Raw genomic sequence first — 16,835 nt, 5'->3', positions numbered from 1 at the left:
ATTTTTTATTTAGCTTGCCCGCCCCACCGCCGACGGCGTGAGCGGTCGGGCGCGTTCACGACCGGAGCCCGAACGACAGCATGGCCAACCGCGACACCACGATCACGTTGCTGATCAAGGCCAATGCCACACAACTCAATCAGGCTCTGGAACAGGCGGGGGTGCGCGCCCGAGTCTTCGGTAACGAGGCCGAGAACGCGGGCCGGCGCGCGGGTAAGTCCTTTGACAGCTCGCGCAGCAGCGTTGAGGCCATCGGGCGTCAGCTCGGCCACGCCAAGGCGCAAATGCTGGCCTTCATTGGCCTACAAAGCGCCGGTACCGCCATCGGCGGGTTGGTGCGTGCGGCGGACGGCTACGCGAATCTGTCGGCGAAGATCAAGCTCGCCACTACCTCGCAGGCTAGCTTCAATCTCGCCGAGGATGCGGTCTTCGCGATCTCGCAGCGTACCTCGACATCGCTGGATGCCACCGCGACGTTGTTCGGTCGCCTCAGCAGTGCGCTGAAGGACCAAGGCGGATCGCAGCGCGAAGTGCTCGGCCTGACCGAGACGATCAACAAGGCGCTCGCCGTGTCTGGCGCTACCGGCGCGGAAGCGGCGTCGACGATCCTGCAACTGAGTCAGGCGTTTGCTTCTGGCACGTTGCGTGGCGACGAGTTCAACTCGGTCAACGACGCCGCGCCGCGGTTGATGCAGGCGCTGGCGGCGAGCCTGCGCGTGCCGGTCGGTGAGCTGCGCAAGCTGGCCGAGGCCGGCAAGCTGACCAGCGAGCAACTGCGCGTTGCCTTCTCCGGCGAACAAGCCAAGAAGATCGCCGCGGAGTTCTCGCAACTGCCGCTGACGATCGAGCGCAGTTTGACCCAGCTCGACAATGCATTTACGCGATTCGTCGGCCAGCAGGATCGAGCCAGCGGTGTCTCCGTGGCGATCGCGGGTTCGATCCAGGGGCTGTCGCAGAACTTTGATGGACTGGCGAATGTGGTCGGCGTCGTCGTTGTTGCCGGTCTAGGCCGATTGATTGCGACGCTGACCACGGCCGCCGCCGCGAAAGTCGCGGGCATCCAGAAGACTCGGCTCTTGGCGCAGGAGGAGCTGGCGCAAGCTCGGGCCGCCGAGACTGCCGCGCAAGCTGAGCTGTCTCGCGCCCGCGCGCTGACGATGTCCGGTGGCGGCGCCGCCCGCGTTGCATCGGCTGAAGCGAGCTTGGCGGCCGCACAAGCTCGAACCACCGCTGCGACTCAGGCAGCTATGGCCGCGGCGGGCGCGAAGGCTATCGCCATCCGTGGCCTGTCCTCGGTGCTGACGCTGATGGGCGGGCCTCTGGGGCTCGCCATTACTGGCGTGACCTTGCTGGCGGGAGCCTTCGCGGCTGCGAGCGCGAACGCCAGCGCGGCCAAGGCCGAGTTCGAGAGCACGATCAAAGCCGCCCAGCGCTTTCGTGACCAGCAGGATCTCGATACCGGGGTGGACCTGGGTAAGCGGCTGATCGATCAGCGCGAGCAACTTCGCAAGGAACTCGAAAGCCTGCAGGTGCTTAAGCAGCCCTTGGGTCCGTTCTATGGCGGTATCCATGACGGCCCAGGTCAAAGCGGAGCGCGGTTCTTGTTTGGCGAGGATGTCGATACCGAGATCAAGCGTGTCCAGACGCAGTTGGCCGTTACCGATAAGGCGCTCAGCCAAGTCAAAGGCTCTTTAGCGGACCTACGCCAGGCGCAGGCCACCGGTAGGCGGACTGTCGTTCAGGTCAGCAAGGACGCGACCGACTTCACCAAGGCGCTCAATGCGCAGAACGAAACGCTCAAGGTCGAGCGGATTGAGCGCGAGAAAGGCCTGCGCGCCGCGCTGGAGTATCAAGCGGTCAAGGCGGCGGGCGTCAAAGACACCACGCAGCTGACCAAGGCGACGCGTGACGCCATCGATGCGCAGGTCCGCGAGCGCGACGCTGCCAAAGCAGCGACCGACGCGGGTCGCGCGCAGACGAAGGCCGAACGCGATGCCGAGCGCCAGCGCAAGGCCGGGGCGCGCAAGCTCAAGGCCGAACAAGCAGCGCAGGCCAAGGCCGACGAGAAAGAGGCCAAAGATGACGAGACGCTGGATCGCACAGTTCAAGAAGTCGACATCGCCCTCATGCGAAATCGCGGCGATGATGCGGCGGCTCGCAGGAAAGAGTTGGATCTTGAGTACAAGAAAGCGCTCGCTGATCTGCAGGCGAAGGGTAATACCGCCGACGCGCTCAAGATCCAGCTTCGGATTGACACCGACGTGGCGAAGATCGAGCTGGAGGATTTGCAGGCACAGGTCGATCGCGTATTCGGAGAGCAGTCTCGGCAAGAGCAGTCGATTCAAACTCGGCAACAGTCGGGCCTGCTGACTGAGATCGGCGCGCGCCGGGAGCTGATTGATCTACACGCCCGCACTGCCGCCGAAGTCGAGCAACTGCTTCCGAAAATGGATGCGTTGGCCGGCAAGACCGGCGCCCCGGAGTCGATCGAGCGGGTTAAAGACCTGACCGCCCAGGTGGCGGCGCTGAAGGTCCAGTCGAACGAGTTGGTCGTTACGCTCACCAATGGCTTCGAAAGCGGCCTGAGCAATGCGCTGGAAGGCTTGGCGACCGGGACGCTGACCCTGCGTCAAGCGCTCACCGGGCTGGTGCAGGATATGGCCCGATCGCTGGCGCAACTCGCCTCTCGGCAACTCGCGGCGCTGGCCACGGCGAAGCTGATGTCGGTGGTCGGCAAGATTGCCGGTGGGGGCAAGACCCCCGATGTAGCCCAGCCGGACCCCGTCCAGGCCGCGGCGGCGGGTGTCGCTTATGCGACGCCGATTACCGGCGCCTCGGTGGCGCTCGGCGTGGCCGGCGGCGTGGTGCTAAAAGCCGCCGCGGCGATGCAGACGGCTGCGGCGACCATGCTGGCCGCGAACGCATCGAAATCAGCGGCCGGATTCTTCGCCAGTGGCGGTTTCACCGGCATCGGTCCGAAATACGCCCCGGCCGGTGTCGTGCATCGCGGCGAGTTCGTCCATCGTCGCGAAGTCGTGCGGCAGCCTGGCGCACGCTCCTTTCTGGAGCGATTCAACCGCCTGGGCATGTCCGCGCTGGAAGGGTTGCGTGGTTACGCGACGGGCGGTTTTGTCAGCCCGGCGCCAAGCGCCCTCGCAGCGACGCGCGGCCCAATCGCTGACCGCACTGCGCCAGCGGCGGAAGGTGAACGTCGTGGTTCGCAGATCACCAATGTGCTGTATCTCGATCCCCGCGAGATCGTGAACGTCATGAGCACGCAGGCAGGCCGCCAAGTGATCCTGTCCACAATTCGCGCCAATGCCCCCACCGTCCGCCAGGATCTGGGGTGAGTCTGATGCTGCTGGTCTCAACCCGAGCGATCACCACCCGCCACAATTGGCCGAGTCGGGTTGGTCTCTCCCCATTCCCATCTGCCTTGCGTGCCCGGTCCTCATCCGGGCACGCTTTTTTTTGTGCCCATGACTCTTCGTACCGGCGTCGCCAGCGACCACTTCGATTTACTCAACCAACTTGAAGCCGCCTTGTGCCGTGAAGGGCATGCTTGGGGTTTGCTCTATGCCGGCGCTGGCAACGGCGCGCTGACCGGAGCCGATGGCGCGGCCGGCGGCTACCGCGGCGGCACAGGCTTGATCGCCGAGGCATTTACCCTGACCGCGTTGGATGCCCAGCGCTTCCAAGTGGTAGGCGCCCTGGCCGGCGACCTGGGCGTCGCCACGGTCGGCCAACCCTTCGAACACGACCGGCTCCGATTTCGGATCAACGCGGGATCGACGGCGTTCGCGGCCGGCGATCGCTTTACGTTGAACACCTCGCCGCCCTGGACCCTGGTGCGCCGATGGGGTGTGCGGAACTCGAACTTCCGCACGGGCAACTTCACCAACCTATCGGCGCTGTTCGACAATTCAATGGATACGTGGGGCACACGCGCAGTGGCCGATCTCCCCGCGATTGCGGGAATCGAGATGATCGGCCCGGCCGCCATCCGGGCGATCACGATCGGCATTGGCGACTCGGGCGCGCGGGGCGCGGCGGCCTTCGAATTGCAGCGCTCCGATGACGGGGCGGCCTGGTCGCCGGTGCAGGCCTGGTCCGGTGTGCGGTGGCCCTCGGCCCGCGCACGACAGACGTTCCTAGTGGCGGGCAACCCGCCCGCGACCCGATTCTGGCGCGTGGTGTTCTCTGCCGCGAACGGCGCCACGCCACTAGATTGCAACGACCTGTCGTTCCATACCGACGTCAACGCCGACTTCGAACTGGAGGACCGCGGGCAGTGGGTCGTCAAGGCCCCGGGCCTGGACGGCCGCCAATCGATCTTCATCGGTGCGGAGCTATTCGAAGATCCCGCACGCGCGGCCTATAACCTGAACTGGTACGGCTTTCGCAGCTACAACCCATTGCTCAGCCTGCGCACGCAGGTCAACAACAGTGGGCTGCGGCACCTGCCGCTGCGCAATGGTCCGTTTGCTTATTGGCTCGCCATCAACGGTCAACGCGTCGTGATCGTGGCGCGGATCGGCACGGTCTATGTCAGCGCATATCTGGGCTTCGCGACCGCCTACGAGCCGCCGTCGCTCCATGAGTATCCACTGATCATCGGGGCCTGTGGATCTACCGAGAACGGCACGCCCGACGCGACCGATGCCAACTTCCGCAACTTCTTTGACCCGGGTCGCTTCGGCTTGGCGGTCAACTACCCCGACAACGTATGGCGATTGCATTGCAATCGATACGCATCGAGCTCGAACGATTATGGCGACCCCGACTACCCCAAGGTCTACCCAAGCGCCATGTCCACCAATGGAGATCGCGCGTATCTGCGCGACAACCTAGATGGCTCGTCGCCGCTGTTCCCGCTGATCCTGGGGGCTGCTGCACAACCGCGCCATGGTTGGGGTGAATTCGATGGCTGCGCGTGGACCACCGGCTTTTCCACCGCGTCGGAATCGCGCATCGAACGCGAGGGCGCGACCTGGCTGGCGTTCCAGAACACGTTCCGTATCTCCCCCGACAATTACTTCGCCTTGAAGATGGACTGATGGCTTACGCAACCTCGGCGGCGAATGACCCCAACGAGCTGCTTGATAAGCTGCGCCTGTTTGCGCAAAGCGCGGGATGGTCGATCGACGGACTGCGCGATCGCCCATCCAATGCGGGCAAGGCGCTGAGCTTGCATGCCGGTACGCTGTATGCGTCCTTCGTGTCGCAGCTGGCCGGCGGCGACGGCAACAGCCCGCCGCCCTTCCTTGGCGCATTCGGCCACACGGGCTACACCGCCAATCCAAATCCGGACATACAGGCCGACGCGAGCAGCATTGTTTGGGCGAACTATGTGCAAGGTCCCTACAGCGCGGTGCATTTCTTCGGTCGCACCACCCCGCAGCCGTACCTGCACATCGTGCTGGAGACACAAGCCGGCACCTTCAAGCATTTCGGCACCGGACGATTGATTACAGCGGGCGCCGTCAACACTGGCCAGTACGTCTACGGGAGCCAGTGGTACTACTCCGCAAATCACATCAATAATCCGGATGCGGCGTATCACAGCGTCGCGTTCGATGACACGTATTACAACTACACCGCACCGTCTACACGCATCCGCGCCGACTTTGAGGGCATCGCGCCACGTTGGCATGCGACCAATGGCGACAGCAACGACCCGCGGCGGTTATTGACCGGCTGGCGTGCGCGGGCGGCGCCGATCAATCTGCTGAAGGACGTCGGGCATAGCACGCTCACAGGTCGCGCGCCCGGGCAGCCACTTTGGTGTGCAGTGCCGCGCGGTGCCGGCCTGTTCTCGGACATTGGCCATCCGCCGGACATGCGATTCATCCGCTTGGACAGCTATGCCCCCGGCGAGGAATTGCCGTTGAGCACAGACCGCTGGAAGATCTTTCCGATTCACCGCAAGAACGGTCCGCCCGGCACGCCGAATAGCGGTGTCTACGGATATGCATATCGGATCACCGACTAGAAGACGGACATTTCATGTGGCATGGCCTCTGGCCGCTGACCTTCAGCGGTCAGGGTGACTATTTCAAATCGCCACCGTTCTGGAACGGCCAAGCCAGCGGTGCGCTCGGCGCCGAGCCCGGCATCGGGCCACGCGCGGTCGACGTCCCTGCCCACGTTGCCGATCGCCGTGTAGGCGCATCGCAGGCAATGTTCGGCGACGACTTCTTCGACCGCATCCACGTCGAGCTGCAGGTGCTGAACCTGGGTACCGTTAGTAGCGTCCAGCAACGCGCCGTGCGCGTGTGGAATGCGTACCGCGCCCGCGCGCTGACCTTGACGGAGGCCGCGCTGTCGGGCGGCGAAGGTATCGTCCTGACGGCCCCGGGCGCGACGCCGCTGTCGTTCGCTCCAATGTCGGAGCGGACCTGGCAGATCGCGGTCGGCACCGACGGACCGCCCGTGATCGCCGCGACGCTGTCGTTCCGGTTCGATGGATTCGCCGAGATTCCGGTCGTTATCACCGGTCAGCGCATTGTGGCCTGGGCGTTCGCGCCGGATTGGTCGCGCGGCGTGTTGGAGCGGCTGGCGTGGAAGACCGACATCTTGACCAGCCCGACGCAGGTCGAGCAGCGGCGTGGCCTGCGCTCGGCGCCGCGCCGTTCGTTCGAAGCGACCATGATCGTAGATGGGCGCGAGCGTGTGCTGCTCGATCTGGCCGTCTTCGGCTGGGGCGGGCGCACCTTGGCGCTGCCGATCTGGCCGGACGTGCAGTGGCTGTCTAACGAGCACGCGCTCGGCATTCGCGTGATCGCCTGTGATCCCCGCCATCGCGACTTCCGTGTCGGCGGCTTGGTGCAGCTACGCGGTAAGACGGCATTCGATGTGGAGGTAGCCGAGGTCGAATCCATCAGCGGCGCTTCGATTACCTTGCGCCATCCGACGACGAAGGTTTGGCCGCGCGGCACGCGTCTCTATCCGGTACGGACCGCACGATTGGTCGAACCGCCCAGGATCAGCCGCCTGACCGATCAAACGGCCTCGGTGAGCGCTCGATTCGACGTGGTCGAAGCCTGCGACTGGCCGCTGGTATCGGATGCGCCGATGTACCGCGGCTACCCGGTACTGGCGCGACGGCCCGATGAAACCGAGACCCTGTCGAACGGCTGGCAGCGAGCGCTGCTCACCCTGGACAACGAGTTCGGCCGTCCGTTCGTGCTGGACCCGGCGGATTGGGCTGCTCCGACTCAGGCGCATCACTGGCGGATGCACGGCCGTGTCGAGCGGGCGGTCGTCCGATCCTGGCTGTACACCCTGCGTGGCCGCCAAGAGGCCGTCTGGCGGCCCACCCACGCCGACGACCTGACCTTGGCCGCCAATGTGGCCGGCACCGCCACGGCGCTGGACGTCGCGAACGTCGGGCTGGCCCGCTTCGCTGGCTTGCGGCCAGGTCGACGCGACGTGCGAATCGACCTGCGCGGCGGCCAGTCCTTCCATCGCCGGATCACGGCAGCGGTGGCGCTGGATGACGACATCGAGCGCCTGACCATCGATACCGCCCTGGGCGTGGACATGCGCCCGCGCGATGTTCAGCGCATCAGCTTCCTGGTGCTCAGTCGCGGCGACAGCGACGAGGCAGAAATCGAACACCACACCGACAGCGACGGCGCCGCCGACGCCTCCATCGTCCTGCGCGCTGTGCGCGACCCCGATACCGACACTCCCGCACCCGCATGAGCTTCGAGCAACTGGAACGATCGACTGCCGCGGGCAATCCGCGTCGGCTGTACGAGTTCGTGCGCGGCGCAAAGCGCTGGCGCTACACCGGCGGCGACCGCGACTTCGCGCTCGATACGCAGGTCTATAGCGCCATCGCTCTTGCTGACGACGGCATTCGCCAGTCAGGCCATACCGCAAGCGACATGCTCACGATTACCGCGCCCGGAGACTTTGAGGTTGCGCGGCTGTATCGCGGGCTCCCGCCATCGAGCGAGATCGCGGTCGTCATTCGCGATGTCCATGAAGGCGATGGCGATGCGCGCGTGGTCTGGATGGGCCGCATTGCAGGTGTCAATCGGCCGAAGCTGGAAAGCACCGAGGTGCGGTGCCAATCGCTCGACGCCGCGCTCGGGCAGCCGGGTTTGCGACTGGCTTGGACGCGCGGCTGTCCCTACACGCTGTACGACCGGAACTGCAGCGCCAATCCCGAGTCGTTCCGCGTACCGGCATCGCTGACGACGGTCGCCGGCAACCTGGTCGCCGCCGGTGTGTTCGGTCAGTACCCGGACGGGTGGTTCGCCGGTGGATTTCTGGCCTGGGATCTCGGCGAGGCCGGCCTGGAGCGACGCGGCATCCGTAGCCACCGCGGCGAATTGCTGACTCTGCTTGGCGCCGGCGATGGCTTGCGCATTGGCCAGGCCGTCATCGCCTATCCCGGCTGCGGCCGGTCGATGGCGATCTGCCACAACAAGTTCAACAACGCCCCGAACTACGGCGGCGCCCCCGGTATACCCGGCAAATCGCCGTTCGACGGCACTCCTATCTTCTGATCTGCGGACACACGCATGAACATCTGGGTCCAGCTCGCGATCTGGGTCATCAGCTATTTCGTCTCGGTGGCCGCACGGCCGAAGCCTCCGCAACCCAAGCCAGCAGCATTTGGCGATTTCCAGTTTCCGCAAAGCACCGAAGGCACTCCGCAGGCGGTGGTGTTCGGCGATGTGTGGACGCCCGACTGGATGGTATTGGGCGTCGGTCAGTACCGCACCCAGCCGATCAAGCAAAAGGGCGGCAAGAAGTGATCGTGACCCTGGATCATCTGCGCCGCGTGCCGGGATTCGGAGTGCGGGAGGGTTTCTGTGCGCAGGGTGGACGCGAGTGGTTCGCCTATTACGGGCTGGACTGGAGCGCATTCGTTCGCGATGGCATCGAGGCCGAGGCGATCGAAGCCACCGGTGATGCCTTGGGCCTGCACCTGATCGCGTTCGCACGCGCGGAGGCCGCGCGTGGGCAGCAGTAAGAAGCAGACGGTCGGTCATCGCTATCTGTTCGGTCTGCACATGGGGCTGTCGCGTGGACCGCTGGACGAGCTGGTCGAAATCCGCGTCGGCGACCGTGAAGCCTGGAAAGGCTCGGTCACCAAGACCAGTCGCATCCACATCAACAAGCCCGATCTGTTCGGCGGTGACAAGGGCGAGGGCGGGATCAAGGGGTGGCTCGATGTCCTGATGGGCGAAGTAGCTCAGGCCGTGCTGCCCGCGCTGGGCGCATTGCACGGCGTCCCGACGCCCGCATTCCGCAACGTCACCACCCAATACTTCGACGGCCAGATCGCGGCAAACAATCCTTATCCGAAGCCGTGGAAGATGCGCGTCCGCCGCGCATTGATGGGCTGGGATGGCGCGCCTTGGTATCCCGAGAAGGCGGTGATCTGGCTCGCCAACGGCGCCATCCGCGCGATGAACCCGGCGCACATCTTGGTCGAGTGCCTGACCAACCGGGATTGGGGGCGGGGTCTGGACCGCGGCGTGCTGGACGAAGCCAGCTATCGCGCCGCCGCCGACACGCTGCACGCCGAAGGCTTCGGGCTGTGCCTGCGCTGGAACCGGCAGTCGTCCATTGCCGATTTCATGCAGGTCGTGATCGACCACATTGGCGCAGCGCAATACGCCGATCGTTCGACCGGTCGACTGACGCTGAAGCTGCTGCGCGATGACTACCGGGTCGAAGACCTGCCGATGTTCGATTACGAATCCGGCCTGCTCGCGATCGAGGAGGACGAAGGCGGCGCGCAGGACGGTGCGGTCAATCAACTGATCGTGACGTGGTACGACCCGATCAAGGACGAAGAGCGGCAGATCCGGGTCGAGGACTTGGCCGGCATTCAAGCGACCTGCGGCGTCGCGTCCAGCACCACCGATTACACGGGCCTACCTACGGCCGAACTGGCAGGTCGGGTCGGCACACGCGACCTGACGATCGCATGCTCGGGCTTGAAGCGATTGAAGCTGCGGTTCGACCGCCGCGGTGGCGTGCTGGCGCCGGGCGGCGTGTTCCGTATCCGCGATCCGTTTCGTGGTCTGGAGAACCTGGTCCTGCGGGTCGGCACGTTCGATGACGGCAAGTTGGCCGAAGGCGCAATCACGATCGCTGCCGTGCAGGACGTGTTCGGACTGCCGGCGACGGCGTATCTGGAGCCGCAACCTCCCGTCTGGACCCCGCCGGATCGTGTTCCGCAGCCGTCGCCGAACCGGCGCCTGATGGAAGCGAGCTATCGGGATCTCGCCGCCACGCTGAATGCGGCGGACCTGGCCGCGGTCCCGATCGATGCCGGCGCAGTTCTGGCCGTTGCAGAGCAGGCGACTGGCTTGGCGCTGAACTACGTGCTGACGACGCGGGTCGGCAACGGCGAATTCGCCGAGGCCGGCGTCGGCGACTGGTGCCCGACCGCCCTGCTGGCCGATGCGATGGCTGCGGCGACCGTCGCGGTGCAGCTGGCGTCAGGGCGCGGGCTGGATCAGGTCACGGCCGGCACCGCCGCATTGATCGAGGACGAGATCGTGCGCGTTGTCGCCGTCGATCCCCAGGCGCAGACCGCCACCCTGGCGCGCGGCTGCGCCGACACGGTGCCGGCACCGCACGCGGTCGGAGCGCGCATTTGGTTCTACGACGACTTCGCGGCGAATGATCCGACCGACTACAGCCTCGGCGAGACGGTGCAGGCTAAGTTGCTTACGCGCACGTCGAGCGCGCAACTGGACCCGACGCTCGCGCCCGTGGACACAATCAAGCTGGCCCAGCGGCAGGCCCGACCGTATCCACCCGGCGACTTGAAGCTCAATGGGCTGCGCTATCCGGCGTCGATCGACGGCGACCTGGTCCTGGCCTGGGCGCACCGCGATCGTCGGCTGCAAGCGGATCAGTTGGTCGACCACCTACAAGGCTCGGTCGGACCCGAGGCCGGCACGGCGTATGTCGTGCGGCTGCTGGATGCCATCGCGGGCCAAGCGCTCGACAGCCCAGCGGCGCTGACCGGCACCAGCTACGCATCCCCTTTGCGCGGCGTGTATCGCGTGCGTGCGGAGGTCGGCACGACGCGCGATGGCCTGACCAGCTGGCAGAAAGCCGGCCACACCTTCGACTTTAAAAACGGCCTGTTGCGCACCGAGGTCGGCGACGACTTGGTAACCGAGGCCGGCGATTTCATTTTGGCGGATTAACGATGGCGAATCAGAAACTATCGCAACTGCCGGCAGCGACCGCGCTCGTCGGCACCGAAGTGCTACCCGTCGTGCAAGGCGGGCAGACACGAATCACCACAACGGCAGCCGTCGCGGATTTACGAAAGGGGGCGTGGCAGGTGTTTACGCTCAATGCGCCCTGGGTGCCGTTTGGAGACCCATTCGCCACCGCCGGCTATCGCAAGGATGGCGGACGTGTACAGCTACGCGGGCTGATCAAATCGGGTGCGGGAGGCAGCGTCATCTGCGTATTGCCGGCCGGATTTCGACCGCCAGCGCAATTACTCTTTTTGGTTGGCTGCGACTTGGCGGCTCCCGCGCGGATTGACATAAGGATTAATGGTGATTTGCTGGTGGCACTGCCCACATCTGGCGTACTCGGGTGGCTATCGCTCGACAGCATCGCCTTTTACGTTGATGCATGACACCACATTTGCTCGAGAACGTATGGGGAAGGTTGGAGCCGTAGCCAACGCCCAGGTAAAAAAATGGCTTCGGTGCAATCGCATCCGAAGCCACTCTTAGCGAATCGAATCATCCGCAACGTGTGCTGACAGTTACTTAGCCGTCTTCGTTGTTGTTGCGAAATGGAAAGGCTCTGATACCGCCCAGCATTTGTTTCGCGTCCATACTTTCACGCGAAAAGGCTGGCTTGGGTCATTCACGCTGCCCGCAAGAAAGGTGAGTTCTTCACCCGGTGGAATCCGCACCACATCATTTGGTGGTTCGGGGTGATCGAGCACGGCCACGGCGTCCTGCCAGCGCCTTCCTTCCTTAAGCTCAATCCGCACGCTGAATGGATGAAGGATTACGGGCTTTTCATTCCCCTTATAGGCGTTGAGCTCCAATGGCTTAGTAGTTCCATTACGCAGAACATACTTGCCGTAGACAGTCCCCCAGTCCTTGTCCCTATCAGCGTCATTTCCAACGTAGGAAACTTCAACCCTGCCAGAGTGCCCACCGCACTCGCCAGCAAACGAGGCTCCCGGCAAGAGCGAAAGAGCCGAAATAACTGTGACGGCAAAGGCATTGAAAATTGACCGGCTCATAGATCACCTTCGGTGGTCAGAACAGCGTGTGCGGGATAAGCGCCCTGATCATACTTTTCTTTAGATCTTAAGACTGCTGTTTTGACATGTTTCTGAAGCATAGCTTGCATCGTTGACCGGTTTGCTTCTATGCACTCACTTTCTGACGAATAGGTGTTTCCAACAAGCTTGCTTTCAAGGCGCTCCGCACGTCGCTGCGCTCGCCCCATCCAGGCTTGCAAGTCCCGAACGTGGTCATATTCATCTCTGATTGTGGCTTGCTCCACACTGGCCGAACTGTACGAACTTCTCAAGTTGATTGCAGTCCCTAGCTCGATCGAGAATTCATTTAACCGATACTTCCCGTCGACGCAAGAGCATGTCGGAGTAATCGACCAATCTACAATGGTCCGCGCAAGTGAGTTCTTGGCGTACGGAGCCGCCCCATCGCCCGGGAACGTGATTGACGATGCTCCCCTCACAACGGCTCCCCGCACTTCGCGGGCGGGCAGTTCGTTCCATTGAAGCAGTCCGAGTGGATCTGACCACAGCATCGGTGAACCACTGACGTAGTTGTAGGTGTTCATTCCGCCTTGTAGTCCTATCGGGTCGCTTTGCAGGTACCTGCCGGTTGATGGGTCATAGTCACGATAGATGTTGTAGTGCGTGCCGCTGATTGCATCGAACTGCTGGCCCGGAAAGCGTAGATCGAAGACAAACACTTGCCCATCTAGATCAGGGTCTTGGCTGGGCAGCGAACCGCCGAACACGTCTCCAGTCAGATCCCATTTCCATATAGCCTTCTGGCGAACGGGATCGATGATCACCCGTGGGGTGCCCAGATGATCGGCCTGCACATACAGCAGCTTACCGCCGGCTACGAGGCCAATGGGCGCGTCGCCGAGCCAGATCACCTCCTGGCTTGGGGTTCCCGCGGCATCGTAGCGACCCATGAAGCGACCGACCGTGTCGTAGGTTGTGTAGTCGATGGCGACGCTATCCTGGCGCTGTACGCGCTCGCCGTTACCGCTATATCGATACGTCATCACCGAGGTGCCGTTGACCTTGACTTCGCTCATCCGTCCAGCTGCGTTATAAACCCACTCCAGCGCAGTTCCCGCGTTGCTGATCGTGTTGCCCGTGGCATCGTAAGTGCGGGCAACACCGCCCCATTGCATCAGTCGATCCGTATCGGACGCATAGAACGAAGTCGTGCTGGTGGCACCGTTCGTTACCTCGGTCATTCGATTGCGGGTGAAGGCGTTGTATATATAGGTTTTGAGCGGGGCGTTATCGGCGCCGTTCTTGACGGCCGTGAGCTGGTTGAGCGTGTCGTATTCGTACTTGCGTACAGGCGGATTGGATAGATTTCCGGAGCGGAGCGAAATCAAATTCCCGATCTCGTTGAACTCGAAGCCCAGCGACAAACCATCCGCAGCGCTGTCCTGGATGGAGGTCGGCTGGTAATTCAGGTTCAACGTCCGGTTGAGCGCACGGCCATTCCCAAACGTCAGCTTACCCGCTGGGCCAAAGGGGTAGTAGGTGATGCTGCTGAGCAGGTTCTCGCTGGCCTGACCCGGTCGGGTCACTACAACACTACCTACGTCGCCCGTGCTGGTGGCTGCGTAAGCGACGCGCATACCGCTGGGATAGGTCATCGCTAACAGTCGGCCGCCCTTCGAATATTCGTACCGCGATACGAAGGTCTTGCCGTTGATAATCTGTACTTTTCCGCTCATGCGGCCATAGCGGTTGTAACAATACTCGGTGCTACCGCTTCCATCGACGGTACGGACTAACTGCCCGACCGTAAAACGCTCATCCGCAGCGCAGGCTGCCGGTGCGGTGTCGTAGGTATGAGTGACCGTCAAGGCCGCGTCGGCCGGATAGCTAGACGTCAGCTTGCGGTTCAGAGCGTCATAGGTGAAGACGCTGGCGCGGCCGGCCGCGTCCGTGCTCGACTTGAGATTTCCGGCGCTGTCGTATGTGTTGGTCGTGGTTCCAGTTGTCGGGCTGGTCAAGGACAGCAGATCGCCGAACCGATTGCGACTGTAGGCAGTCTCTCTGCTAAGGGCATCACTGACAATGGTCAAGTCCCCGCCAGTGTCATAGTCGTAGCGTGATGCATTCGTTGGGGGGTTATTTACGTTCAATAGAGTCGCTGACGGTCGATTCAACTCGTCGGTCTGCTGGACCGATTGGGTGCCCAAGGCGTCGGTCGTGTAATTGGGCGTTCCATTTTTCCAATAGCTGGTCTTCGTGGTACGACCGTAAGCATCCTTGACGGCATTGATCCAGCCCAGCTGATTACGAAGCGTTGTGAGTGTCCGGGTGATGGTGCCGGCGCTGTCTTTGACATCGGTCTTCTCCGGGCGACCCTCGTTGTCTAGCGTGTATTGAATACGGTCACCTCTGGAGTTGTAGACGTCCGTGACGCGCCCTGCAGGGTCATAGTCAAAGCGGGTATAGACCCCATCGGGATCGGTGGTTTTCTTCAGGCGGCCGGCCAGGTCGTACTCCATCAGCGTGATGGCATCGTCGGTCTCGATGGCGGCATTGCTGCCCCGGACGATCTGCCTCAGAGGGCGGCCACGCAGGTCGTACTCGATCTCGACGATCACGCCATTGGGGTCCTTGACCGAGATGGCGCGACCGGAACGGTCGTACCGCAAATACTCAGTGATCTGACCAAGGGCATTCGTCTCCTTCCAGACATCGCCCTTGCGGTGGGTGCATATTCCCCCAGCCGTCGCGCAACCTGCATCATCTTGCGCGTAATAGCTGACATTACTGATGTCGCTCACGTCCGTGCGCGGACCGTTGACCCGGATGATCTGGCCAACGATTGGGCATGTGCCCGCCTGAACGTCATTGGATTCGCAATAAGCCGCACTGATGGTCCGGGCCTCGCCGGTTGCGGGATCGGTTCGCGTCGTGGTCAGCTCCTGACCCCGCGCGTTGTACGTCCATTGGCGCTTTGACCATAGAGTGCTACTACGGTCATAAACGCGTTCTTCCGTGGGTAAATCAAAAATGGGGTGCCAGTCAGTCTGGGTTTTGCGCTCATAACGGCTGCCGCTTGCGTCAATCCGCTGAACAATCTGTCCTTTTGCGTTGTAGTCGTAGTTAGCCTGGCCATTGAAGTCGTTGACCATGTCCGGATAGCCGTTGGCATCGTAGGTGAAATTCGCTGATCCGCTGCAGGTGTCAGTAGTGCAAATACGTTCCTTGGTTGTCACCAACTTTCGACCATTAATCGTCGTAAACGTATGCTTCACGCGAAGGCCGTTGGCATACACCACGTCGTTACCTTCGATTACATACCGCTCGGCGCCGCCGGTATGCTCCGTCGAAACTGGATCGGCATTGTTGTCGTAGCCAAAGGTGGCCTGTACTGCGCCGGTTTCGTCGACAATCTGAGTAAGAAGGCCGAATTGGAACGGCTCGGTGCCGGCGTAATAGCGGTAGTCGCGCTTATATCCCGAGGGGGATGACACCCCTTCCAGCCTGCGCTCCTTGAAGTCAGGCAGCGTTGGGAATAACGGTGCTCCGTAGGTGTAGTCGTAGCGAACACCGTCGGGATCGGTCACCGACGAGATGAATCCATCGCCATTGTGGGCGATCAACAGGGAGCGGCCCTGAGCGTCCGTTATCTGGCTGAGCCGGCCACCTGTGTACGTCAGCGTCAGGTGGTATCCATCGAGATAGTCGATGGCCATCAGGCGGCCTTGAACGTCATAGGTTTCAGTGGAGCCGTCGCCGGGAATCTCCAGTTCCCACATCAGGGGAACACCAGCTTCAAGAACGGGACGCAGCACCATTTGCACTTCCGAGCTGGCTGTCCACAGTCCCCCGACCTGCTTAAAGACGAGCTGCCTTCCGTCGTCTCGGTGGACAGTCGCAATCTTGGCGTCTGCCGATATGTTGCGAAATTCCAGGCTGCGGCTATAAGTGTGCCGCCAGTTTTCACCCATGTTTACCGTCAGTACCTCGGGCGCGCTGTTGTAGTAGCGATGGAAGCTGAGGCCGCGCCCCCCAGTGCCGGCGTAATCTACTTCATCTTGAAACTTGTTTTTGGCATTAATAACAACAGGATTGCCGACAGGGTTATTGCTGCAATCGCTGCAGCCAAGATTCTTGCCCATATCTTCTTCATCGGCTTTCAGCGGCCAATAGGTGTTGCTGCTGCCGTACCAGTAGGAGTAATTAGTGCGGTACGGCGGCTCGATATCAGGTGGAAGATCAAAACGATTTCCAACTTCGAGATGTACGCTCACCAAAGGTGCGACGGTCTCGATCATAGCCTTCTGACAGTTGGTGTGAACACGGATCGTTTGATTGAATCCATTTGGATCGATAGGCTGCGACGCGGCCTCCTCAAGTGCTCGTACTCTTTCTGACTTGCAATCTTTCATCGCTTGGCGATACGTATAGGTCGGCCCAGCGCCCGCCCAGGAATAGGGTGGTGCAGGAAACATAGCGTGTCCCGTTTCGGGCGGGAAAGCGGCATGAGCCGAGGGCGGGTGCAAACAGGCCAACGCCGCCGCCAAGCCGGCCGCCAGTGGGTGATATCGCTTAACAGCCGTCATGGTCCGTC

11 protein-coding genes are annotated in these 16,835 nt (G+C 62.5%); 9 read left to right on the top strand and 2 right to left on the bottom strand.

Going from position 1 to position 16,835, the window contains the following annotated elements:
- Window positions 1-80: 80 nt before the first annotated feature.
- The 9 genes from ASD86_RS10660 to ASD86_RS26640 all read left to right on the top strand — a co-directional run bounded on the left by ASD86_RS10660 (window position 81) and on the right by ASD86_RS26640 (window position 11,635).
- Entirely contained in the window at window positions 81-3,350 is a 3,270-nt protein-coding gene (locus ASD86_RS10660) for a tape measure protein (protein WP_056110176.1), read from the top strand.
- A gap of 129 nt (window positions 3,351-3,479) precedes the next feature.
- Complete coding sequence (locus tag ASD86_RS10655; protein ID WP_157476468.1) at window positions 3,480-5,057, top strand: hypothetical protein; 1,578 nt, start codon at window positions 3,480-3,482, stop codon at window positions 5,055-5,057.
- The gene (locus ASD86_RS10650; protein ID WP_056110174.1) at window positions 5,057-5,992 is read left to right on the top strand and encodes a hypothetical protein; all 936 of its coding nucleotides are present in this window, start codon (window positions 5,057-5,059) and stop codon (window positions 5,990-5,992) included. Before ASD86_RS10655 ends, ASD86_RS10650 begins: the two co-directional genes overlap by 1 nt.
- A 14-nt stretch (window positions 5,993-6,006) precedes the next feature.
- Window positions 6,007-7,707: a hypothetical protein gene (locus ASD86_RS10645; protein WP_056110173.1), complete on the top strand. Its 1,701-nt coding sequence runs from the start codon at window positions 6,007-6,009 to the stop codon at window positions 7,705-7,707.
- The gene (locus ASD86_RS10640) at window positions 7,704-8,519 is read left to right on the top strand and encodes a phage BR0599 family protein (protein ID WP_056110172.1); all 816 of its coding nucleotides are present in this window, start codon (window positions 7,704-7,706) and stop codon (window positions 8,517-8,519) included. Before ASD86_RS10645 ends, ASD86_RS10640 begins: the two co-directional genes overlap by 4 nt.
- A 15-nt stretch (window positions 8,520-8,534) precedes the next feature.
- Window positions 8,535-8,771 carry a hypothetical protein gene (locus ASD86_RS10635; RefSeq protein WP_056110170.1) on the top strand — a complete coding sequence of 79 codons (237 nt, stop codon included), beginning with the start codon at window positions 8,535-8,537 and terminating at the stop codon, window positions 8,769-8,771.
- A 2-nt stretch (window positions 8,772-8,773) separates the two neighbouring features.
- Entirely contained in the window at window positions 8,774-8,989 is a 216-nt protein-coding gene (locus ASD86_RS10630; protein ID WP_343123605.1) for a hypothetical protein, read from the top strand.
- Window positions 8,976-11,189 carry a phage tail protein gene (locus ASD86_RS10625; protein WP_157476466.1) on the top strand — a complete coding sequence of 738 codons (2,214 nt, stop codon included), beginning with the start codon at window positions 8,976-8,978 and terminating at the stop codon, window positions 11,187-11,189. Before ASD86_RS10630 ends, ASD86_RS10625 begins: the two co-directional genes overlap by 14 nt.
- Before the next feature lie 2 nt (window positions 11,190-11,191).
- A complete protein-coding gene (locus tag ASD86_RS26640; protein ID WP_157476464.1) occupies window positions 11,192-11,635 on the top strand; it encodes a hypothetical protein in 444 nt (147 codons plus the stop codon).
- 132 nt (window positions 11,636-11,767) lie between these two features.
- Here the strand turns inward: ASD86_RS26640 and ASD86_RS26635 are convergent, their stop codons facing one another.
- Both ASD86_RS26635 and ASD86_RS10620 read right to left on the bottom strand, forming a co-directional pair.
- The gene (locus ASD86_RS26635; RefSeq protein ID WP_157476463.1) at window positions 11,768-12,259 is read right to left on the bottom strand and encodes a hypothetical protein; all 492 of its coding nucleotides are present in this window, start codon (window positions 12,257-12,259) and stop codon (window positions 11,768-11,770) included.
- On the bottom strand, window positions 12,256-16,827 hold the full coding sequence (locus ASD86_RS10620) for an RHS repeat-associated core domain-containing protein (RefSeq protein ID WP_082578251.1): 4,572 nt from the start codon (window positions 16,825-16,827) through the stop codon (window positions 12,256-12,258). The genes ASD86_RS26635 and ASD86_RS10620 overlap by 4 nt, the downstream gene beginning before the upstream one ends.
- Window positions 16,828-16,835: the final 8 nt, after the last annotated feature.

Origin of the sequence: Lysobacter sp. Root690, assembly GCF_001427785.1 — a bacterium.
GTDB lineage: Bacteria > Pseudomonadota > Gammaproteobacteria > Xanthomonadales > Xanthomonadaceae > Lysobacter.
This window is presented reverse-complemented; position numbering and strand designations above follow the sequence as displayed.